Origin of the sequence: Corynebacterium sp. LK26, assembly GCF_014335085.1 — a bacterium.
Lineage (GTDB): Bacteria > Actinomycetota > Actinomycetes > Mycobacteriales > Mycobacteriaceae > Corynebacterium > Corynebacterium jeikeium_D.
Window position 1 is genome coordinate 90,633 of the sequence record NZ_PDHB01000002.1, and the last position, 21,022, is coordinate 111,654.

Below are 21,022 nucleotides of genomic sequence, written 5' to 3' on the forward strand. Positions count from 1 at the left end.
TCGTTATTAATCGACGCAAGAATCGGCTCCCACTAAAGCTGACTGGCCTTGATTAGTCACCCGTCTTGTACCCGACACCGCGGACGGTCAGCACAATCTGGGGGTTTTCCGGATCCAGTTCAATCTTCGAGCGCAGCCGCTGAACGTGAACGTTGACGAGCCGAGTATCCGAGGTGTGCTGATATCCCCAGACCTTTTCCAACAACTCATCACGGGAAAAGACCTGCTTCGGACGGGATGCAAGAGTGTGCAATAGGTCAAACTCCAACGGGGTCAGAGAAATCTCCTTGCCATCGCGGAACACGGCGTGACCGGGCACGTCGATAGTCAGGTCGCCGACCTCGAGGGTCTCACTCGGGCTGTCCTCTTGACGACGCAGCCGAGCGCGCACACGCGCCACGAGCTCCTTCGGCTTAAAGGGCTTCGTGACATAGTCATCCGCACCGGATTCCAGGCCGAGGACCACATCGACCGTGTCGGTCTTCGCAGTCAACATGATGATCGGCACCGCCGATGTCTCTCGCACAGTGCGACAGACATCGACACCACCCATGCCCGGCAACATGAGATCCAGCAGAATCAAATCTGGATTCTCCCGCTCTGCTGCCTTGACAGCTTCGAGGCCATCGTCGACTACTACTGTGTCGAAGCCCTCGCGCTCCATCACCATCGTGAGCATTTCGGCGATGGCCGGATCATCATCAACAACCAGGATTTTTGAGCTCATGCGTCATATTCTAAACGTAAAGCTATCTAGTTCTGTAGTTTCCGGTTGAGGTGGCTAGCGCAGGCGTGCACTAATCCATTCCACAAGACGGTCCGCCCCATCATCCCCCGTAAGCATCAACCATGGTGACTGCCACGAGCCCCCCGCGAACTTCTGGTACGCTGCCAGCGTGCGCTCCTGCAAACCCGCGTCTTTTTCGTAGGTATCCCTAGTTCGCTGCACATCAGCGGCTTCCCGATTGCGTGCGCGGTCGGCTGCCACTCCCACCGACGTGGCCAGACAGACCTGAACGTCGGGAAGCGGAAGCTGGAAATCTCCGAATTCGGTCTTCTCAATCCACTCGACAATCGCCGGATCCTGCGTGCGAGCCAGGGAGTAGGCCGCGTTGGACGCGACGTAGCGGTCGATGATCAGAACATCGTTCTCGCGCGCTGCATCAACAATCGCTTGACGACGTTCTTTGCGGTCCAGAGCGAACAGGAGTGCCATTGCCCAAGCGGAGTCCGCAGTGTCGCCGAGCTGACCGTGCAAAGCTTGATCGGCGAAATCAGCGAAGATTGTCTGCCGGTACGCCGGAAAGGTCATCGATGAAACGGAGTGCCCTTGACTTCGGAGTTGATTGGTAACGGCTGTGACAAGTGTGTTCTTGCCAGCACCGTCGATTCCTTCGACTGCGATAATCAAATTTTTCTCCTCGCACACATGGCTACGACCTAGCCTTGGCTAGAACTAGTAGCGGTAGTGCTCTGGCTTATACGGACCCTCGACATCAACGCCGATGTATTCGGCCTGTTCCTTGGACAGCCGGGTGAGCTCGCCACCGAGTGCCTCGACGTGAATGCGAGCGACCTTCTCATCCAGGATCTTCGGCAGACGGTGGACAGAGTTGTCGTACTTTTCGCCGTTGCAGTAGAGCTCAACCTGAGCGATCGTCTGGTCGGCGAAGGAGGTCGACATTACGAAGGACGGGTGTCCGGTGGCATTGCCCAGGTTGAGCAAACGCCCCTCGGAAAGCACGATCAGAGAGCGCTCTTCGCCGTCTGCATGCGGGAAGATATACTCGGTGACCTGCGGCTTGATCTCCACACGACGGACATCATCGCGATGGTGCAGGCTGTGCATGTCAATCTCGTTGTCGAAGTGCCCGATGTTGCCCAGCAGCGCGTGGTTCTTCATCTGCTGCATGTGCTCGAAAGTAATGACGTCCTTGTTGCCTGTGGCGGTGATAACAATGTCGACATCTGCGATGACGCTCTCAGTAGCGACAACGTCGAAACCGTCCATCAAAGCCTGCAATGCGTTAATCGGGTCGGCCTCGGTGACCTGAACGCGAGCGCCCTGGCCAGCCAGTGCCTCTGCGCACCCCTTACCCACGTCACCGTAGCCACAGACCAGTACGTTCTTGCCCCCAACCAGCATGTCGGTACCGCGGTTGATGCCGTCCAGAAGGCTGTGACGGGTGCCGTACTTGTTATCGAACTTGGACTTGGTGACCGCATCGTTGACGTTCATGGCCGGGAATGGCAGCACTCCCTGCTCTGCGAAGTGGTAGAGGCGGTGGACACCAGTGGTGGTCTCCTCTGTGACACCCTTGACCGACTCTGCAATTCGGTGCCAACGGCCGGCATCCTTCTCCAGGCTGGCGCGAAGCATGTCCTTGAAGGCAATAAACTCATCCGAATCCGACTCTTCTGCAGGCGGCACCAGGCCAGCATCCTCGAATTCCATGCCCTTAATGACAGCCATGGTGGCGTCGCCGCCGTCGTCCAGAATCATGTTGGCATCTTCATCGCCCCAGTCGAAGATGCGGTCGAGGCACCACCAGTACTCTTCCAGTGTCTCGCCCTTCCAAGCGAAAACCGGAACACCCTGCGGGTCCTCCGGAGTGCCGTTTCGCCCAACGACGACTGCCGCAGCGGCCTCATCCTGGGTGGAGAAGATGTTGCACGAGGCCCAGCGGACCTGTGCGCCCAGCGCCGTCAACGTCTCGATGAGCACTGCGGTTTGAACCGTCATGTGAATGGAGCCGGAAATACGGGCACCGGCCAGTGGCTGCTGCTCCGCGTACTCTTCGCGCAGCGCCATTAGACCTGGCATCTCGTGCTCAGCCAGACGAATCTGGTGACGACCGGCCTCAGCCAGGGAGAGGTCTGCAACCTTGAAATCAATGTTCTTCGAGGACATGTAACGCTTTCTCTAGATTCTTTGACGTGAGATTCTTCTTAAAGAATTACTACTGGGGACGCGAGAGTTACTCTACCGCTTCGACGCAGTTTTCCAGCGCCGCCTGGTCAGACTCACTGAGTTCCCCCAGAAGACTATCGAACACCTCGGATGCGATAGCCAACGCATCTTCCTCGCTGCCGTGCGCCTCGGAGATTCCCTCCCGGATGAAGCTGTAGTCCTCCACAATGTCACCGCTGCTAAATGGCGCACCATTCCAAATTGCAATGATCACAGCCGCCGCGAGTGCGCATGCTTTCTCATCGCTATTTTCGGAATCCACCCCAATGCGGCCAGCATCAATCAATGCACCAACACGATCCTGTGAGTCGAGATCCTGAACCTCATCGAAGAGTTCAATGACCGAATCGCTACCAAAAATCTCAGTATCCCAGATGGACATGATAGGTGGCCACGCTCCTTTCGCGCTTCGAACCAATAGCCAGTTTTCGTCTATCGACGAGCGCTTTCCAAAGAGCGCTTTTCGACGAGCCCACGGTAATCTGGCCGCCGACCTAAAAGCTGTCGCCTGCACGTACCGCTAGCCGGAAAACCGCATGTGGCCTTACCGAAGTTCTACCCGACTTTTCGTCACTTTTACAGTTCGAGAGACATATTTAATCCCTTCAACACAATTTTCACCCTAGAGAGAAGATAACGGGCATGTTAAGTTAGTTCCCAGACCTCGTAATGCAACTGTTATCTTTTTCGTTACAGGGCGACCTCACGCATGACACGAAAGGAGTACCTACCATGGTGAAGAAGGCTTTTGGAGCTCTTCTGCTTGCAGCCCTTCCCCTGAGCGCTTCGCTCGTAGGCTGCTCCGATAGCAATGCCGCCAAGGGGGCAAATCCGGAAAACGCCGGCTCTCAGTCGGAAATGGAGACCTCTGCTCCACTGCCTCCAGTTCCTAGTGATGCCGAGCTGCAGCAGACCACTGAACCGAATTCAGATTCCTCGCTGACTGAGACGAACGACAGTCTAGTATCTCGTCCGACCACGTCATCGAGCACCGAGATCGTTGAGGATCCGTACCTGCCACCGCAGGCGTACATCCCCCCGACTTCCACAAGCTCAAGTGCGACAACTCCGACGTCGACGACATCGACACCTCCGACGACCACGGAGACCACAGAGCCCACCTCGGACGACATATCTTCGCCGACGCCCAGCAAGCCGGTGCCACTGCTACCGGAAGATAACTCGGAAAAGCCGAACGACAGTCTTCCGGAAGGCGATGGTGGTGCAGCAGCTGAGCCGAAGCCGCCTTCATCGCAGGCGCAGTCCCAGTCGGGTACGCAAACCACAACTCCGTCCGAGACTCCTCAGAAGACTCCTTCGAAGGAGCCGACATCCCCGAAGGAGCCGACACCTCCGAAGGACCAGACCCCTTCGACGGAGAAGGACACCACTGGCGGCAATGGGGCTAGCAATAGCAAGATTTCCCCAATCCCGGAAAAGCCGAAGGACTCCGGATTCCTGGGAAATCTCTTCGATAACGACGAGGACTAACCCACCCGCGGGACGGTCGCGACAAAGACGGTTGCCCCGTCTTGGCGCGCAGTCAGCTCAATATCGACTGCGTCGACAGCCGGAACCCAGGCCGCATGGCCGCTGGGAACCTCAACCACGGAGTCGTCGTGACGCAACGCCACCGTGCCCGCTGTAGACAACACAACCGTGGCGGATTCTTCGTCGAGCAGAACATGTTCGCCCGGCTCCAGATCCCGCGAACGAAGGCGAAACTCGCGCACCGGCGCGTCATAGTCATTCCAGCCATCATCGGTCAGCCGCGACTGCAGCACCGGATCTGGCAGCGGTCGGAAAGAGAGCACGCGCAGTAGCTCCACGACATCGACGTGCTTAGAGGTCAGCCCTCCGCGCAGCACGTTGTCGGAGTTGGCCATGATTTCCACGCCCATGCCATTGAGGTAAGCATGCAGCTGTCCAGCACCAAGGTAGATGGCTTCGCCCGGCTGTAAGCGAAGGCGATTAAGCAGCATCGACCCCAGGACTCCCGGGTCCCCCGGATACTTTCGAGCCAGTTCGCAAGTGGTCTCGGCTACTCGCGAGAACTCCTCGTCATCGCCACTGTAATCCGCGCACTTGGCAGCCACGGCCTCGACCAGCTCATCGAGGACATCCTGGGGCAACGTCAACCACGTTGTAAACAATGCCCGCAGAGCACTCTCGTCATCGGCGGCATCGAGCAGTCCCATGTAATGGTCGAGCTCCGGTACCGCCAGCGTCGCGAGCAACTCCTTCGTGCGCTCCACCGGGCGGAATCCGGCCAACGCGTCGAAGGTAGTCAGGGCGACAATAAGTTCCGGCTTGTGGTTGTTGTCCCGGTAATTTCGGAAATGTGCAGTGGCCGGAATGCCCTCCGCATTTTCGCGTGCAAATCCCTCCTGAGCTTCTGCCAAGGTGGGGTGTGCCTGCAGCGATAACGGCTCATCGGCTGCGAGCAGCTTCAACAGGAACGGCAGCCTGCCGTTGTCGGTGTCAATTGCATATCCGAGCGCAGCTGCCGGATCCTGCGCAATGAGCTCATCCAGCGGCGTGCCGGCCACCGTGGCCGATGCCAGTGCATGCGCACCAAACCACAGTTCCGCCCAGGGCTTCGATGTGGGAGCGTCCGCACCGGTGATTCTCGCCAAATGTGTACGAGACCCCCAGGGGTACGACTGCAGCACGGGGTCCAACAGCTCCATGCCCGTATCACTCCTCTAATAGTCACTTCTGGCGCGAGCACGCCAATCTCACCGAAGGCCCAAAAGCCTTCGGTGACACCCGGCGATTACGCAGAAAACGCCGCAATCGCACCAACTCTGGCTGCAGCAACACATACTTCAACCAATGGATGATGAGTCTCCGCATCGAGCGCAGGGCACTCCACACGAGCCCATCCAACCTCGCCGTAGTGGTCCCGGTAGTGGCCCACATTGTTCGGCGCAGCTAAAACAATCGCCCCCAACGGTAGCACTGTCGCCCCTTCATCCCCACCATCAATAAACGGGTCATAGAAAATATCGCGGCTTTCCTGGGGTTCTGCAGCGAGCAACGCGCCCACGCTAAGAGACAATTCGCTTATCGACGACGCTGCCGAGACCACGCCTGCCTCAAGCATCTGTAACGATGCCAGTTCCGCTACCGGTGCCAGCGCCGAGGTCGTCGACACTGCAAGCATTCTGCGGCCTGCCACCCACTGCGCTACCTGCCGCGCGGGGTTAACTATTTCATCTCGCTGCGGAGCACAGGCAGCAATATCGGCGTCCACCGCATCAGCGACTTCCTCCACTACCCCGGCCGGAGCCAGGGCGGTGGCACCACATTCGGTGAGCGCGCTGGAGATGGCACCGACATAGGCGGTAAAGGACGCGGACTCCGCCATCGCCGGGCGCGGAACCACAACCGTATCGGGGCTACCGGCGGCACGCAGTGGCCCTTCACCGGGATCCACCACGACCGTGGCAGCACCTCGCCTATCAGCTTCAGCCAGAGCTGCCCCCAGTGGGCTGCCGGGGTTGTCGTCACAGACTATGACCAAGTCGAGGGCACCGACATAACTAGGCAACTGATGCGCAATTACCACCGGGCAGCGGATGTCGTCGGCAAGCGCGCGCACGGATTCGGCGGCGAGCTGCGCCCGACGATTTCCCACGAGGATGACCGCACTGCGTGGCAGTGGAAGTTGAGCAAACGCTCCCCCGCGAGTCGCGGAGGCAGCAGCTCTGAGACCTGCACCGGCAGTGGCCATACGGTAGAACAGGGCCTCTTGGCGCGGGTTATGGGAGGAGTCGAATGACGAGGTCATACTCCCAAGCATGCCTGAAAACGGGCGCGTGGGGTTGATTAACCGCGGATGATGCCGAGAACTTCGTCGACAAGAGCGTCGACCTCAGCACGCGTCGGAGCCTCGACGTTCAGACGCAGCAGCGGCTCCGTATTGGAGGCCCGAACGTTGAACCACGCCTTGGAGTCCGCCAGCTCAATGGTCAGGCCATCCATCCAGTCCGAGGACTCCGTGCGATCGGCAAACGCGGCCTCGATTTCCTTCTGCTTGGCCTGCTGCTCCTCTGCGCTGCCCAGGCGGGAATTAATCTCACCGGAGGCCTCGTAGCGGTTGTACTCGGCCATGAATTCACTCAGCGGCTTATCCTGCTCGGCCAGTGCGGCCAGGACATGCATGGCAGCCAGCATGCCGGAGTCTGCGTTGAAGAATTCCTTGAAGTAGTAGTGCGCTGAATGCTCGCCACCAAAAACAGCACTGTGCTCGGCCATTTGCGCCTTAATAAAGGAGTGCCCAACACGGGTACGAACCGGGGTTCCGCCGTTTTCCACAATCATCTCCGGCACGACGTGCGATGTGATCAGGTTATGGATGATAGCCGCACCCGGGTTCTGCTCCAGGTAGCGGGTGGTCACCAACGCACAGATGGCCGATGGGCTGACCGGGTTGCCCTTCTCGTCGACGACGAAGCAGCGGTCAGCGTCGCCATCGAAGGCAATACCGATGTCTGCGCCCTGCTCCACCGTAAACTTCTGTAGGTCAACGAGGTTGGCGGGCTCCAATGGATTGGCCTCGTGATTCGGGAAGTTGCCGTCGAGCTCAAAGTAGAGATCAGCAACATCCATGTCTTCTCCGAGCACTGCCGGAACTGTCAGTCCCCCCATACCGTTACCGGCATCGACTGCAACCTTCAGGCGACGGCCGGAGCGAATGTCGACCAGCCCATGGAGGAACGCCGCGTAATCCTGCAGAACATCTTCACGATCAATTTCGCCCGGAGTGCCGGTGTACTCCGGAATTCCGTCGACAAGCAGGTCCTTAATCTGAGCAAGCCCTGTCTCCTGCCCGATTGGGCGGGCCAGCGAACGGCACATCTTGATGCCGTTGTATTCAGCTGGGTTGTGGCTGGCAGTGAACATCGCGCCCGGGCATTCCCTTACTCCGGAGGCGAAATACAGCTCGTCCGTAGAGGTCAGGCCGAGCAGGGTGACATTGAGCCCCTGCGCTGCCGCGCCATCGGCGAAACTAGCCGCCAACTCCGGCGAGGACTCACGCATATCGTGGCCAACTACGACACGCGTTGCGCCCTCTGAACGCATGATGTGCCCAAAGGCGGCGCCGATGGCTCCGACGAGGTCCGCGTCGATGCCCTCACCGACAACACCGCGCACGTCATAGGCCTTGATGACGGCATCCAAATCGGAACGATTGTAAGTGCCCACGAAAAACCTCTCTGGGTAAGTATCAGTTTTGTGAAAAATGATACTAGCCCCAGAGAGGCTCTCACAAAGAAATGCCGCGGCAAGATGGCATGAGCTGGGGCACGGCGCCCGACCCGTTAGTCGTCCGAATCCTCCGGATCGCGAACTACATGCAGGTGACCGCGCGCGGATTTCCGCGTCGACGGGTGACGGCTGGAATCAATCTTGTAGGTCTGAGAACGGTTGTCGACCTCATCCCGCAGCACCAGGCCAGTCGCGTTGCGGCCAGCTTCACGGACGGCTTCCGCCAATGCGGTCAAATCATCATCGTCCTGGGCGGGCGTCGGCACGTCGTAACGCACGAGCTCCCAACCCAGCGGTGCGGTGATGGAACGCGCGTGCTTCTCACAGAGATCCCAGCTATGCGGTTCGGACGCGGCGGCGAGCGGACCCACCACAGCCGTCGACTCCGCGTAGGCATACGTCAACGTAGCTACGGCAGGTTTGCCACAGCCGGGCCGGCAACAACGTCTAAAAACACTCACGGCATCAAAGTCTAGACCCTAACTTTAAGTTTCGATAGTTTTTCTCCCACTCCGGGCGTTTTTCGCTTTCCGACGCTCCCCTGGGGCACCCCAGCCTTACCCAGCAAACCCGCGACATGGCCGAAAGTTGACCTCACCCACGTTGACAGGCCGACCGATTATGCTCAACAAATATGAATTCATCGGCTTATACTCCGCGCTCGTTGCGACGCTCACTGCGACGCGGTCGCGGACCTCGGGGACCTCTGTTGCCGCCGGAAGTACCTCGTTGGAAGAGCCGTTCAGAAGCTTTTGACCAGGCGGTTATTGACGCCTATGCCCCATTGGATCAGCGCTGGTCCCGACAACTGTCGCACCTGGACATCGCCATCGATACGATTCCTCGCATGCAGTTGCGCCCGGACATGTACTTCCCGGAAGAGGTTGTCGCTGACGGACCTGTCCCACTGGGACGGCTTATCCCTGCTGGCATTGACCGCGTAGGCAACCCCACCCGCCCCTGCGTAGTAGTGTTCCGCCGCCCCATTGAGCGCCGTGTGTCGGGTCGAGTGGAACTGGACCAGATGCTGCAATATGTACTGACCCGCCTCGTGGCGGTATATCTGGGCATTGATCCGGTTGAGGTGGACCCTAGTTTCAACGAGAACTTCCTGTAGAAAGCTTTCTCCTAAGGAGCTCCCTAGAAACCGGGTATATAGACAAAAAGTGTCTGTGATTCTCAAGATAGTAACTGGTCAGGCCCCATAAATTACCGGCTGCACGCGTGAATACGGGCTGCAAATGTGAAACTGTGTGAGTTTATGACACTTTCAGGCCATTTTTCGGGCGATTTTTGTCATAAACGCAGTCAGTAACTCGGATTGAGGGCTAAGCGGCAAAAGGGCCCACCCAGCGACATGCTGAGCGGACATATTTTCGTCTATTAACCCTAGAGAGCAGGAAAAACTCGTTCACCGAAAAATCCCCCAGGGTATTACCCAAGGGGAAACTGCGAGGTCGAGCGAGGGATAAAATGCAGACCCGGCTGCCCTAGCCAATCTGCCGCTTCAAACGGCGGCGCTCACGCTCAGAGAGGCCACCCCAAATACCGAAGCGCTCATCATGCTCGAGAGCAAACTCCAGGCATTCATCTCGCACACCACAAGCACGACAAATACGCTTTGCTTCGCGAGTGGATCCACCCTTCTCAGGGAAGAAAGCTTCTGGATCGGTCTGGGCACACAGAGCTTGCTCCTGCCAGTCCTGATCGACGGCTTCAAACAACCCCGAAAGGTCATCTGCCCACTCTGTCAACGGCCGAGGCTGGTTTTCAGAGGAGCTATCATTCACAGCGATGTCACCCGCATTCGTCTCACTATCCACAGCAGAGCCGCCATCAAACATGCTGGACTTTTCCATGCCGAGGGCCTCCTGATGATTGTTGCTGCGGGTCTTTAAATTGGGCTTAGTGTGCGAAACACACATTTGTGATTACACACGTGTAACCCACCATCGGTCAAGCCGAATAGAGAATTTGCCCCAATACTTTTCATTGCCCCTGAAGCCCCTCCCCCCGCGTTGGGGATTAAGTTCAGGTTGAAGGATGGCCCCCGAACTCTAAACCTGCCACCTGAACTCAATCACATTCGCCACATGCCTCTCACCAGCACCTTTGGCGACACTTCGGCAACTCTAATCAGATATTGCCGACAAAAATCTGACACGCCGAAGGCTGCAGACTAGACATCCGTCGAAAAACGTACTCCGTGATCTGGAATCTGGACGCCCGGCCACACACGGATACCGTTGATCAATTCACAGCGCGCACCAACGACGGCACCCTCGCCGATAATGGCATCACTGATGACCGTTCGCGGGCCAATATCGGCACCATCGGCAATCACAGAGCGCTCGATCACAGCACCGGCACCGATGCGTGCGCCGTCGAAGATCACCGATTGATCAATCCGAGCTCCCGCACCAATCTCCGCCCCACGGCCGACAACAGAGCCACCGTAGAGAAGAGCACCGCCACCGACCGACGCAGATTCGTCGACAAGCGCTTCGCCGTGCTTACCCTCTAGAAGTGGTGACGGCGCGATACCGCGGACCAAATCGGAGGAGCCGCGGACGAAGTCACCCGGAGTCCCCATGTCACGCCAGTAGGCGTAATCAACGTGACCGTAGACGTTCATACCGCGGTCAAGCAGCGCTGGGAAGATTTCACGCTCAACGCTGATGGGGCGACCAGCCGGAATCGACTCGATAATCTCGCGGCGGAACACGTAGATACCGGCATTAATCTGATCGGTCGGCGGATCCTGGGTCTTCTCCAGGAACTCCAGGACGCGCCCATCCTCATCGGTCGGAACACAGCCGAACGCGCGTGGATCCGGCACACGGACGAGGTGCATCGTGACGTCCGCATCCTTCTCCGCGTGGGTGCCCAACACCGCGCGCAAGTCGGTACCGCCGAGGACATCGCCATTGAAAATCATTGCGGTGTCATAGCGCAGCTTGTCTAGGACGTTTCGGATACCGCCACCGGTACCCAGCGGCTCAGCCTCAAAGACGTATTCAATTTCGAGACCCAAATCCGAACCGTCGCCGAAGTGTTCTTCAAATACTTCAGCTCGGTAGGAGGTGCCCAATACCACGTGCTTCATACCTGCTGCACGAATGCGGCCAAGCAGATGCTCCAGGAATGGATGCCCTGCCGTGGGCAGCATCGGCTTCGGCGTATTCACGGTAAGGGGACGCAAACGCGTACCTTGCCCGCCAACCAGAATGACAGCGTCAGTCTGTTCAGCCAACGTGGCTCCCGCCTGCTGTGCAGCATCCGCTCCCGGCTGGAAGGCGGAGCCATGCCCAGCACTCGGACGAACTTCGGTAGTCATGAAATCGGTAACTTTCTTCGATGGATCATTCCAACAGTTAATTAATTCCTACGCTTTTTGACCGCGATTATGACTTTGCCACGCAGGAACAGCCCCAAACGCAATGCCAGTCGCACAGGTGCCAGCGCCGGCCCCGGCAGGCGATCTGACATAAAACGGTATGCCGACTCGTGATGGGCCTTTACGGTAATTTCCGGGTGCTTACTGGCAGAATGTCCCTGCGCGTGACGTATCTCTGCACGGGGACAGAAAACATTGCTCCAACCGGCCTTGCCCAGTCGGTCACCCAAATCCACGTCCTCCATGTACATGAAGTAGCGGGTATCAAAGCCATCAATCTGGTCGAACGCATCCCACCGCAGCAGCAGGCATGCGCCCGACAACCATCCCGCCGATCGCTCACGATCCATATCCGTGTCATCCCGGTAGTGACGTGAGAAAGGGTTAGTAGGCCAGATATCGGCAAGCAGCGCGTGTCCGATACCGCTGACAAGTTTAGGAACCGCGCGTGCCGACGGGTACACGCTGCCATCCGCCTCGCGAATCAGCGGACCAATCGCTCCAGCTTTGGGATTGCGCTGCGCGCATTCCAACAGAACATCGATTGCGCCAGGGGCAAACACCACGTCAGGGTTGACCAGCATGACGTAATCAGGATTGATTTCACCAGCACGGCGAGCCCGCCCCAGCTCCGCAATGCCACGGTTGGCGGCCGCGCCATAGCCAATGTTGCCGCCGGTGCGCAGAAGCTGAACATCCGCTCCGGTCTCCTTGGCCCGAGCTTCTTCCTTCTCCACGGAACCATCCGTCGAGCCGTTGTCGGCCATAATCAGACGCGTGGAGGCACTGGCGGCGGGGCCCAGCGAATCCACCAGCTTGCTCAGGTGCTCACCGGGCGAAAAGGTCACGGTGACCACACCGAGCGGAAGCTGCGAGGGTTGCGGGGAATTCGAGGTTTCAATCACAAACCTAGACCCTAGGTCAGGACTGCTCGCAAAGTGTCCTGCCACTCCGGAAGTGCATGTAGACCTACCTCACTCCATGCCGAACCATCCAACACGGACCAGGCCGGACGTGGGGCCGGACGTGGGAACTCACTGCTGGTACACGCCACCACACGCTGCGGATCGTGACCGGTGAGCCGAAACACTTCGCGAGCCACCTCGAACCATGTCGCCTCACCGCTGCCCGTGACATGGAAGGTGCCGGTCGGTGCGCTGCTCGGTTCAGACAACACACGTTCGGACAACTCCCAGATAGCCCCGGCGAGATCACCAACAAAGGTGGGGTTACCGTGCTGATCGTCAACGACCTTAATAATTGCCGGGTTGCCCTGGTCGTCAGTCGCCGTCTCTGCCAGACGAATCATCGTGGAAACGAAGTCCTTGGCCTCCGGCTGTGTGGGCCCCGACCAGACCCACGCCGTGCGCAAAATAGCGAAACGCGCACCCGAATCATGCACATTACTCTCCCCCACTAACTTGGTACGTCCGTACATAGTCCGAGGCGCGGTGAAATCATCAACTCGCAGCGCTCGACGCTGCCCCGTCATCTCATCGATTGCTACATCACCAAAGACATAGTCGGTGGAGATGTGAATGAGATACGCGTCTTCCTTTTTCGCCCGAGCCGCCAAGTACTTCGGTCCAAGTGCATTGATAAGGTGCGCCGAACCGGGATCGGATTCTGCGCCATCGACATCGGTCGCCGCTGCCGCGTTAATGATGATGTCGACGTCGTCAAGCAGAGGCGTTGCCTCCACAGCAGCCGAATCAGTGATATCCAACTGTGCCCGAGTGAGAGCGCGCACCTCAACATCGGCGGCAAAAGGATCACACTGAAGCGCAGTACCCAGCTGTCCCGCCGCACCAGTTATGGCGACAATGGGACGCCGCGAGTTGCTGTGGGTTGGTCCAGGAGTGGCGAAATGCGAGACTGAAATTTCGGACATATTCTTCTTTATCACTATCGTAGATACGATTGACACTGTGTTGAGGTGTAACCGGATACGGATTGACACTGTGTTGAGGTGCAACCGCACACGGTTGGACGGTTAAGGTTTATGTAGTTTCCGCAGCCGCTTACTGCCCTCCACGATGTGTGGAATGCCCACGCAGACATGCAGCACAAATTATATTTTCGAAAAACGGTTTAAGAGGAGCCCCGGTTTGAGCAGCCACACGCCACGCGCGCGTCACGCACGCGATATTCAAGCGCCACCGTCCTCTGCAGAGAGTACAGCCCAAGCTTGGCCGCCGATGCTGCGCAATGCGCTTGTGCTGCTCTCAGCCATTATCCTGGTTATTTCCGCAGTTGGCTGGTGGACACTTGGTAGGACCACCGACAACTTGGGTTCGGGTGGCGACTTCGGTCTAGGCAGTGAGAAGGACGGTGCAACCGATATTCTGCTCGTCGGCTCCGACTCCCGCACCGATGCCCAGGGCAACCCGCTGACTCCGGAAGAAGTTGAGCTTCTGCGTGCCGGCGACGAAGAAGCCACGAATACAGACACGATTATTGTGATTCGTGTTCCTGCCGATGGTTCTTCAGCGACGGCAATTTCCATTCCGCGCGATACCTATGTCCACACCAATCGTCTAGGCAACACAAAGATTAATGGTGTCTACGGCAACACAAAGCAAATGGTGGAAGAGGAACTCGCAGGAAGCGGGGCCTCGCCGGAAGATATTGAGCGTCGCTCGACTGAGGCCGGGCGCAGAGCTCTGATTGAAACCATTAGCGACCTCAGCGGTATCACCGTTGACCACTACGCAGAAGTTGGCCTGCTCGGCTTCGTCCTGCTCACCGACGCCATCGGCGGTGTCGATGTATGTCTGAATGAGGCTGTCTACGACGAGTTCTCGGGTGCAGATTTCCCAGCGGGCTCACAGACGTTGAAGGGTGCCGACGCGCTCTCATTCGTCCGCCAGCGCCACGGCCTGCCCCGCGGTGACCTCGACCGAATTACTCGCCAGCAGGTCTTCATGGCCTCGTTCACCAATAAGCTGCTCGGCGCTGGCACGCTGTCTAATCCCGCGAAGCTGTCTGAACTGGGCAACGCCGTCCAGCGCTCGGTGGTGCTCGACGACAACTGGGATGTCACCGGATTTGCCACCCAGATGCAGGGCCTCAGTGGTGGCAACGTGAAGTTTGAAACTATCCCGGTGACCTCGATTGACGGTGTCGGTGACTATGGCGAGTCGGTGGTCACAATCGATAAGGGCCAGGTTCACAAGTACTTCGAGACCCTGCTGGGCACCAAGGAAGAAAAAGCTCCGGCGAAGGAAGAAGACGAAAAGAAGGCTGACCCCAACGCGGCTGAAACTACAGTCAGCGTTTACAACGCCACAGGCATTGAAGGTTTGGCCAGCGGTGTCTCAGGCTTCTTAACGGAAAAGGGCTACACCCAGGGAGAGGTCGGCAACGCTGAGTTCGCCGGCGTTGCCTCCAGCCAGATCAATGCGGCTGACCCAGAGGATCCGGCAGCGCAGGCCATCTCTGAAGCACTCGGTGGCGTACCGATTGTCCACGATCCATACCTCGATCCACACCACATCTCAGTGACAATTGCCGGTGACTACGAAGGCCCGGGATTGACATCAGAGGGAATGGCCGCTGATTCGGGCGACGGTGCCGAACCCGCGCCTGAAGTCGAAGATGGTTCCAATGGCGATGTCATCGGCCAGGAAGGCGGGGCAATTCCGCAGGAAGATCGCCCCGCTATCGACGCCGCCGGCGTGACCTGCGTGAACTAGGCCCGTCCCTTCGGGGAGACCTCAGCGACATGTTCGATGAGGTTATATTCCTCAATTGCGGCCAAGGCCTCCTTGGCCTCCTGTTCGTCCAGCACGTTCATGATGAACCCGTTCTGGACGAACACCCAATCACCTGCCACCAGCTCAGGCACGTACATTGCCGAGCATTGCCGCTTCTGCCCCGCCATATCCACCGTCGCCATCGGCAATGGACCATCGGCGATTGCCAAAACCCGGGCAGGAATTCCAAGACACATCGTGTTACTTCGTCCTCTCCACTACAGTCGGGCGTCCGCCGAACCAGGGCTATCCGTTGTTATATTGTCCGCAGGTGCACCGGCATGTTCCTGCATCGTGAATGTCATCACTCCCGCAGGTGCCGAACTACACGGTAGGCACGGATCAGCGGCCCAAATCGACTTCTCGACCCCCGCAGTCTCCCCGCCACCGCACAGCTGCTCGGTTAGCATACGCGTCAGCCAGGGTTCATTCTGCGCAGTCGGTGTCATAATCTGACAATCCGTAATGATGCCGTCAGCTCCTGCCGTATAACGATGCACTAACAGCCCACGTGGCCCGTCAATCATCCCGACACCGCTGCGAGGTTCTTCAAAGTCAGCATTCTCAATCGCCGTCGCAGCATTCGGATTGCACACATGGTCGCCGAGCAGCTCCCCGTCGGCAAGCACCCGCTTCGCCCAGGCCACGGTGTCGGCGAGAAGCTGGCGTTGGGCGTCGCGTGGGCTGATTCCACGCTTATCGACGACAACCTGCCTGGAGACCGGCCCCACCCGGTAGAAATCTGCCCGCTGACCTTCACAGCCATCCTTGCCCAGCTCCTTCGAGGCATCAAACACCGGTCTGGGAGCGGCATCGCCCGGACGGGATTCCCGAACACGTGTAGGCCAATCAGCAGCCGGGAAAATCTGCGCTGCGGTATCGGTGTCGTGCCGCGCGACTGCCAGGTAATTTCCCAGCGGAGCCAGCTCACCGTCAGCATCGACGACTGCGACGTCGAGACCGTCAAAAGTATCCGTCCAAGCATCAGGAGCATCAGGGGCGACAAGAGGCGCCACTTCCTTGATTACCGCCATCTCAGCCAGCGCCTCCAGAGCACTTTCTGCCTCAGTAACTAACGTCGTATCCACTGCCGCGCGCACACCGCCAGGGACGGCGACATCTGGGAAATGCGACGGTGCCCCCGCTGCACACATCAGAGCTTTTCCCGCACGCTTCATTGCCCGCGCCCCCTCGCGGTCGGCGGCCACAAACTTGGTCGCTAGATTATCCAAGGTCGACCCGGCCGCCAGCAGCTCTCGAATCAACTGTGCGGTGCGGGGAATATCGGAAATCCCGTAGAGGTCCTCCACCGCCCGTACACCTGCAAGATGATGCACAACCGGGCACAGGCCACACAGCCGCTTGGTGATATCTGGCACATCTAATGCCTGCTTGCCCACGAGCATCCCGTCGATACGCGGCAGCCCTGAAAGGTCGAAGGACACCTGTGTGATGGCGCCGTTGTCATCGCGATAGACATCCAGTCGTGCCTCGAATGGGTCAACAAGCTCATCGAGCTGGATGTGCTGGGTAACCGGAACGGATTTGGATGACATGGTCCGCCTGCGCCTCCTTCGCGCTGAGTACTTCGCCATAATGGTATCTGTGCATGAGCTTGGATTGTTGACCAGCGTGGTGGAAAAGATTGCCGAGGTCTGCCCGGGACGTACCGTGACAAAGGTGTCAATGCGTGTGGGCGACCGCTCCGGGGTCGTCTACGATTCCCTCATCGCCGCATGGCCTGTGGCCAGTGCCGCGACGCAGTGTGAGGGCGCCGAGTTAGATGCCGAGCTCATTGTCTCGACGGTCTACTGCCCCACCTGCGAGGCTGAGCATGAAATTGATGAATTCTATGCTCTAACCTGCCCTGTCTGCGGCACCCCAACTGCGGATTTGCGGCACGGCCGCGAGTTTGAAATCTCCAGTATTGAGGTCAGCGCTGAGGGCGAGGGTTAGACGTCACTGGCGCGCTCGTCGGCAAGCCAGCTGTCGATGAGCTCGCGCGCAACCTCAGTCGCCTCCTCAATGCCGCCAAGTGCCGTGTTGCTGAGCCCCACCACCATGTCGGCAGACTCGTAGACCACTCCCACCACACCGACGCGCTCAGGCTCCTGCCCCAGCAGTCGCGCCGCGGTGAGCAAATCCAGCAAGCCGACCTGATGCGCGGACAGCTTTGCCGCCAATAGTCTAGGGATCTGGTCACCGACGAGCTTGACGACGGTACCGGGATCCCCCGGACCAGCGAGAGCGTCGAGCAACAATAGGTTCTTGGCCTCCTGCACGATGGGCAGCAACTCCATACCGCAGGTGCCACCATCGATGTAGGCAACCGCACCCGTCCATTCGTCCCCTCGCCCGGCGAGGTTCGCAGGATCATCGAGGTTGGAGGGCGACCAGACCAGATGCGCAGAATCCCCGGCCTGCGTTGTCTGCCCCATGCCTGCAGATTCCAGTTCTGGGGCAAGGCGCCTCAGCAGCTCGAGACCAATGCCGTCGTCGCCCATGACGGGGTTGCCGATGCCAAGAACCGTCACCAACGGAGTGCCAGCATCAGCACCGGTGACTGCGTCGGACACCTTATCGTTACCCAATGATCTCCTATCCAATGCGTGGAGAGTCAACCGGTTGCGTGCCGCGCGGTAGCCAGACAGAGCCACCAATCATCGAGGACAGACCACCGTGGTTGTGTACCGCATCAGAGCGGATAACCAGGTAGACGTGAATGATGGCGAAGAGCCAAATCAGGTACATGATGATTGTGTGAATCAGGCGGAAGTAGCCGATGCCAATCCAGTGCGTGGGCATAGCCAACAGCTGGAAGAACCAGTTGGACTGGTCCATCATCGCGTATAGCGACAAACCTGTGAGCATCTGGATGAAACACATCGCGTAAATGCCGGTGTACGCCAGCTGCTGCAGCGGATTGTGTGCGAAGTAGAACGGCCCTTCCTTGCGCAGGAAGAGGTAGTACTGCATCGTGTGCCAGAGGTCTTTAACATCCTGCTTGTTATAAATCGGCCATAGCGCACGCCATCGTGTTTGTCGGTCGTGGGTAACAAACAGCAGAATGACACGCCATAGCCCCACCGCGATCCATAGGAATCCGGCTAAGAAGTGCGCGAAACGGACATATCCCATCGCGAATCCCGCGGCCGAGCCGTCATAGGTGCGCTCAGTCAAATAGGGCTGCATGATGTACCAGCCAGTAAAGGTCATCACCAACATCAGCGCCAGGTTCAACCAATGTTGAACGCGCAGCGCCCATCCCCACAGGTGAACCTCGACCCACGAACCGGAGCCCTTCTTGTTCTCCGCAATGGCCTCGTCGAGTTTCCGCAGCCCCATTGCCACGAATCCTTCGAAGATGAACTCTCCGATGATATTTCCGTCTTTGTCAATGGGCGCAAGCGCGACGCCCATGCTGCGGTGCCCGCGACCATGATGCATGTTCGCGTTACGACGAAGTAGAACGCCTTCCTCACGGGACATCGTGGATGCCTCAACGACCGCATTCAATTCACCGCGCATGATGGCGACATCGACCGTTTGATCCGCAATGTTGAGGCCGTGCACCTTGGCAATGGAGTAACGGCGGTCAGGCGTCGCCGGGTCGTAGGAATCCGGGGTCAGTTTCATCAGTGGCGTGCCGTCGAGGTGGAAAAGATCGTCACGACGACGACGCAAGCTGACCTTTAGCGCAAGGTCGACAGGATCGCGGGAGTCGTCCGGGACAATTGCTGCGGCCTGAATGACCTCGGATGGCGACAACCAGTGGCTGGTGTGTGCGTCAATAACCGCAATAACCAGGGGGTTGCCCTTGGAATCTTTTAGTCGCAGTTCCGGATTTTCACTCACTGGGGGTGTCATGCCGTCGTCACCTTAAACATTTCCTGACCAGCCGGATCCAAAATGTGGACTGCGCAGGCCATACATGGATCGAAGGAATGAATCGTGCGAAGTGGTTCAAGCGGCTGCTCGGGATCAACCAGCGGATGTGTGCCATCGCCAGCCAGCGCGTGCTCGTATGGGCCAAGCTGCCCCTTCGAGTCACGGCCACCGGCCAGCCACGTGGTGGGAACCACGGCTTGGTAGTTGGTCACCTTGCCATTTTCAATTTTGACCCAGTGGCTGAGCATGCCACGAGCGACCTCGAGGAAGCCCACACCCTGGCACTTTTCCGGCCACGTGGTCGGCTCCCAACGGCTGTTGTCGAAGACATCGATGTCGCCGTTCTTCAGGGCCTCAACGAACTCCGGGAAAATGTGATCTGCCAAGTAATTGGCGGTGGTCACAGACTCCACAGCACGTGCGTAGGTGCGTCCCGCAGTGGAGTTCATCTGCTCAATGCGCAGGTCGAGCTTATCCATGACCTCGTCGACCAGGCGCATTGTCTCCGGCTCCTTCTGCAGGTATGCCAACAGCACACGAGCAACCGGGCCAACTTGAACAGCGCGACCGTCGTAACGCGGCGCCTTCGACCAGGTGTACTTTTCATTGTCCGACAACCACTCGTACGGCGGCTTCGGGCCGGTGTAGTTCACAGTTGTTTCGCCGTCATACGGCTTGAGGCCGACATCATCGCCGGCTTCCTGCGTATACCAGGCGGAGTTGATGAATTCCTCGATCTTTTCCGGCTGGAATGGGTGGAGCTTGGTGTAGTCACCGTCGAGAATGACACCGGGCTTGATGTCTGGATGCACGGTCTGGACACGGGACTTAGCCGGGTCGCCGGAGTAAGTGGCGCCGGCCATGCCTACCGCCAGGAAGCTGTCGGAGGAGCGACCGATGTCGAAGTAGTCCTTGTAAACGCTCATGATGGCGACTGCATCTGGGTAGAAGCAGTCATTGACAAACTCCACAATCTCGTCGATCCAGGACTTGATCTGATCAATGCCGACTTGGTTGACCGTCTCAGAGCGTTCCGGGTCGATGGAGCACGCCATGCCTCCGACCAGGAAGTTCGGGTGTGGATTCTTACCGCCGAAGACGGTGTTAATGCGGATGATAGAGCGCTGGAAAGCCAAGGCGTCGAGGTAGTGCGACACTGCCATCAGGTTGGCCTCAGGCGGCAAGCGGTAGTCCTCATGTCCCCAGTAGCCGCCGGTGAAGATGGACAGCTGGCCGGAGTCCACAATGCCCTGCACGGTCTCCTTGACCCGGGCGAAGGTTTCTTCGTTGTTGCCCTTCCACGTCGAGCCGATCGACTGCGCGAACTCAACGGTCTTCTTCGGATCTGCCTCGAGAGCCTTCGTGACATCAATCCAGTCCAGACCGTGAAGATGGTAGAAGTGCACGACGTGGTCGTGAATCTCCTGCGAGCCAATCACCAGGTCGCGAATACGACGTGCCTGCGGGGGCGGTGTCGAGCCAATGGCATCTTCGACAGCGGCAATGGACGCCACCGAGTGAGTACCCGTGCACACACCACAGATACGACCAACGAATGCCCAGACATCGCGAGGATCGCGGTTTTTCACAATGGTTTCGATACCGCGGAACTGAGTAGTCTCACTCCACGCGGTTTTGATCTGGTCTCCCTCGCGTTCCAGCTCAATGCGAAGGTGTCCCTCGATTCGGGTAATCGGGTCGATTACAACTTTTTCCGTAGCCATGTCCTATGCCCCC

Annotated in this window: 21 protein-coding genes; 4 read left to right on the forward strand and 17 right to left on the reverse strand. The window is 58.4% G+C overall.

All coding sequences use genetic code 11. The features are described 5' to 3' along the window. Positions 1-52 precede the first annotated feature (52 nt). The 4 genes from mtrA to CRD13_RS03945 form a co-directional block, all read right to left on the reverse strand. Positions 53-727: an MtrAB system response regulator MtrA gene (gene mtrA, locus CRD13_RS03930; RefSeq protein WP_048731669.1), complete on the reverse strand. Its 675-nt coding sequence runs from the start codon at positions 725-727 to the stop codon at positions 53-55. 54 nt (positions 728-781) lie between these two features. After that, on the reverse strand, positions 782-1,411 hold the full coding sequence (locus CRD13_RS03935) for a dTMP kinase (protein ID WP_070855894.1): 630 nt from the start codon (positions 1,409-1,411) through the stop codon (positions 782-784). Positions 1,412-1,456: 45 nt separating this feature from the next. After that, a complete protein-coding gene (gene ahcY / locus CRD13_RS03940; protein WP_070767619.1) occupies positions 1,457-2,911 on the reverse strand; it encodes an adenosylhomocysteinase in 1,455 nt (484 codons plus the stop codon). A gap of 67 nt (positions 2,912-2,978) precedes the next feature. After that, positions 2,979-3,353, reverse strand: a complete 375-nt coding sequence (locus tag CRD13_RS03945; RefSeq protein ID WP_070855893.1) for a DUF4259 domain-containing protein — start codon at positions 3,351-3,353, stop codon at positions 2,979-2,981. A gap of 350 nt (positions 3,354-3,703) precedes the next feature. Here CRD13_RS03945 and CRD13_RS03950 point away from each other — a divergent pair, with 350 nt between their 5' ends. Next, positions 3,704-4,462, forward strand: coding sequence for a hypothetical protein (locus CRD13_RS03950; protein WP_070439503.1), 759 nt, complete (start codon positions 3,704-3,706; stop codon positions 4,460-4,462). On the opposite strand, the gene manA is transcribed toward CRD13_RS03950, so the two are convergent. The 4 genes from manA to CRD13_RS03970 all read right to left on the reverse strand — a co-directional run bounded on the left by manA (position 4,459) and on the right by CRD13_RS03970 (position 8,706). Continuing rightward, positions 4,459-5,661: a mannose-6-phosphate isomerase, class I gene (gene manA, locus CRD13_RS03955; protein WP_049172794.1), complete on the reverse strand. Its 1,203-nt coding sequence runs from the start codon at positions 5,659-5,661 to the stop codon at positions 4,459-4,461. The genes CRD13_RS03950 and manA overlap by 4 nt on opposite strands. A gap of 86 nt (positions 5,662-5,747) precedes the next feature. Continuing rightward, positions 5,748-6,764: a hypothetical protein gene (locus CRD13_RS03960; protein ID WP_187401316.1), complete on the reverse strand. Its 1,017-nt coding sequence runs from the start codon at positions 6,762-6,764 to the stop codon at positions 5,748-5,750. Between the two features lie 38 nt (positions 6,765-6,802). Continuing rightward, positions 6,803-8,182 carry a phosphomannomutase/phosphoglucomutase gene (locus CRD13_RS03965; protein ID WP_083295704.1) on the reverse strand — a complete coding sequence of 460 codons (1,380 nt, stop codon included), beginning with the start codon at positions 8,180-8,182 and terminating at the stop codon, positions 6,803-6,805. Positions 8,183-8,298: 116 nt separating this feature from the next. Beyond that, on the reverse strand, positions 8,299-8,706 hold the full coding sequence (locus CRD13_RS03970; protein ID WP_187401317.1) for a DUF3499 domain-containing protein: 408 nt from the start codon (positions 8,704-8,706) through the stop codon (positions 8,299-8,301). Between the two features lie 173 nt (positions 8,707-8,879). Between CRD13_RS03970 and CRD13_RS03975 the strand changes: the two genes are divergently transcribed. Next, on the forward strand, positions 8,880-9,362 hold the full coding sequence (locus CRD13_RS03975) for a metallopeptidase family protein (protein WP_187401318.1): 483 nt from the start codon (positions 8,880-8,882) through the stop codon (positions 9,360-9,362). A gap of 373 nt (positions 9,363-9,735) precedes the next feature. Here CRD13_RS03975 and CRD13_RS03980 read toward each other — a convergent pair whose 3' ends face one another. The 4 genes from CRD13_RS03980 to rfbD form a co-directional block, all read right to left on the reverse strand. After that, positions 9,736-10,104, reverse strand: coding sequence for a WhiB family transcriptional regulator (locus CRD13_RS03980; protein ID WP_005510060.1), 369 nt, complete (start codon positions 10,102-10,104; stop codon positions 9,736-9,738). Between the two features lie 320 nt (positions 10,105-10,424). After that, entirely contained in the window at positions 10,425-11,582 is a 1,158-nt protein-coding gene (locus CRD13_RS03985) for a sugar phosphate nucleotidyltransferase (RefSeq protein WP_048731655.1), read from the reverse strand. A gap of 41 nt (positions 11,583-11,623) precedes the next feature. Beyond that, on the reverse strand, positions 11,624-12,547 hold the full coding sequence (locus tag CRD13_RS03990) for a glycosyltransferase family 2 protein (protein ID WP_069359449.1): 924 nt from the start codon (positions 12,545-12,547) through the stop codon (positions 11,624-11,626). Positions 12,548-12,558: 11 nt separating this feature from the next. Then, a complete protein-coding gene (gene rfbD / locus CRD13_RS03995; protein ID WP_016422193.1) occupies positions 12,559-13,533 on the reverse strand; it encodes a dTDP-4-dehydrorhamnose reductase in 975 nt (324 codons plus the stop codon). Positions 13,534-13,750: 217 nt separating this feature from the next. Here rfbD and CRD13_RS04000 point away from each other — a divergent pair, with 217 nt between their 5' ends. Continuing rightward, positions 13,751-15,337, forward strand: coding sequence for an LCP family protein (locus CRD13_RS04000; protein WP_048731647.1), 1,587 nt, complete (start codon positions 13,751-13,753; stop codon positions 15,335-15,337). On the opposite strand, the gene CRD13_RS04005 is transcribed toward CRD13_RS04000, so the two are convergent. Together CRD13_RS04005 and CRD13_RS04010 are read right to left on the reverse strand one after the other, a co-directional pair. After that, positions 15,334-15,594: a HypC/HybG/HupF family hydrogenase formation chaperone gene (locus tag CRD13_RS04005; protein ID WP_016422191.1), complete on the reverse strand. Its 261-nt coding sequence runs from the start codon at positions 15,592-15,594 to the stop codon at positions 15,334-15,336. The genes CRD13_RS04000 and CRD13_RS04005 overlap by 4 nt on opposite strands. A 21-nt stretch (positions 15,595-15,615) precedes the next feature. Then, on the reverse strand, positions 15,616-16,953 hold the full coding sequence (locus CRD13_RS04010) for a nickel-dependent hydrogenase large subunit (RefSeq protein WP_187401319.1): 1,338 nt from the start codon (positions 16,951-16,953) through the stop codon (positions 15,616-15,618). Between the two features lie 40 nt (positions 16,954-16,993). On the opposite strand from CRD13_RS04010, the gene CRD13_RS04015 reads away from it, so the two are divergent. Next, entirely contained in the window at positions 16,994-17,353 is a 360-nt protein-coding gene (locus CRD13_RS04015) for a hydrogenase maturation nickel metallochaperone HypA (protein ID WP_172954599.1), read from the forward strand. Here CRD13_RS04015 and CRD13_RS04020 read toward each other — a convergent pair. The 3 genes from CRD13_RS04020 to CRD13_RS04030 all read right to left on the reverse strand — a co-directional run bounded on the left by CRD13_RS04020 (position 17,350) and on the right by CRD13_RS04030 (position 21,009). After that, positions 17,350-17,934 carry a hydrogenase maturation protease gene (locus CRD13_RS04020; protein WP_042389177.1) on the reverse strand — a complete coding sequence of 195 codons (585 nt, stop codon included), beginning with the start codon at positions 17,932-17,934 and terminating at the stop codon, positions 17,350-17,352. The two genes, CRD13_RS04015 and CRD13_RS04020, sit on opposite strands and share 4 nt — an antisense overlap. Before the next feature lie 61 nt (positions 17,935-17,995). Beyond that, positions 17,996-19,264, reverse strand: coding sequence for a Ni/Fe-hydrogenase, b-type cytochrome subunit (gene cybH, locus CRD13_RS04025; protein ID WP_016422187.1), 1,269 nt, complete (start codon positions 19,262-19,264; stop codon positions 17,996-17,998). After that, the gene (locus CRD13_RS04030) at positions 19,261-21,009 is read right to left on the reverse strand and encodes a nickel-dependent hydrogenase large subunit (protein WP_049193295.1); all 1,749 of its coding nucleotides are present in this window, start codon (positions 21,007-21,009) and stop codon (positions 19,261-19,263) included. The genes cybH and CRD13_RS04030 overlap by 4 nt, the downstream gene beginning before the upstream one ends. Positions 21,010-21,022 lie beyond the last annotated feature (13 nt).

What these genes read in the sequence shown, in the direction of transcription:
- CRD13_RS03945 (WP_070855893.1), bottom strand. Translation starts at nt 3,353, where the DNA reads ATGTCCATCTGGGATACTGAGATTTTTGGTAGCGATTCGGTCATTGAA.
- CRD13_RS03950 (WP_070439503.1), top strand. Translation starts at nt 3,704, where the DNA reads ATGGTGAAGAAGGCTTTTGGAGCTCTTCTGCTTGCAGCCCTTCCCCTG.
- CRD13_RS03975 (WP_187401318.1), top strand. Translation starts at nt 8,880, where the DNA reads ATGAATTCATCGGCTTATACTCCGCGCTCGTTGCGACGCTCACTGCGA.
- CRD13_RS03985 (WP_048731655.1), bottom strand. Translation starts at nt 11,582, where the DNA reads ATGACTACCGAAGTTCGTCCGAGTGCTGGGCATGGCTCCGCCTTCCAG.
- ahcY (WP_070767619.1), bottom strand. Translation starts at nt 2,911, where the DNA reads ATGTCCTCGAAGAACATTGATTTCAAGGTTGCAGACCTCTCCCTGGCT.
- CRD13_RS04005 (WP_016422191.1), bottom strand. Translation starts at nt 15,594, where the DNA reads ATGTGTCTTGGAATTCCTGCCCGGGTTTTGGCAATCGCCGATGGTCCA.
- cybH (WP_016422187.1), bottom strand. Translation starts at nt 19,264, where the DNA reads ATGACACCCCCAGTGAGTGAAAATCCGGAACTGCGACTAAAAGATTCC.
- rfbD (WP_016422193.1), bottom strand. Translation starts at nt 13,533, where the DNA reads ATGTCCGAAATTTCAGTCTCGCATTTCGCCACTCCTGGACCAACCCAC.
- manA (WP_049172794.1), bottom strand. Translation starts at nt 5,661, where the DNA reads ATGGAGCTGTTGGACCCCGTGCTGCAGTCGTACCCCTGGGGGTCTCGT.
- CRD13_RS03980 (WP_005510060.1), bottom strand. Translation starts at nt 10,104, where the DNA reads ATGGAAAAGTCCAGCATGTTTGATGGCGGCTCTGCTGTGGATAGTGAG.
- CRD13_RS03960 (WP_187401316.1), bottom strand. Translation starts at nt 6,764, where the DNA reads ATGACCTCGTCATTCGACTCCTCCCATAACCCGCGCCAAGAGGCCCTG.
- CRD13_RS04010 (WP_187401319.1), bottom strand. Translation starts at nt 16,953, where the DNA reads ATGTCATCCAAATCCGTTCCGGTTACCCAGCACATCCAGCTCGATGAG.
- CRD13_RS04015 (WP_172954599.1), top strand. Translation starts at nt 16,994, where the DNA reads ATGGTATCTGTGCATGAGCTTGGATTGTTGACCAGCGTGGTGGAAAAG.
- mtrA (WP_048731669.1), bottom strand. Translation starts at nt 727, where the DNA reads ATGAGCTCAAAAATCCTGGTTGTTGATGATGATCCGGCCATCGCCGAA.
- CRD13_RS04030 (WP_049193295.1), bottom strand. Translation starts at nt 21,009, where the DNA reads ATGGCTACGGAAAAAGTTGTAATCGACCCGATTACCCGAATCGAGGGA.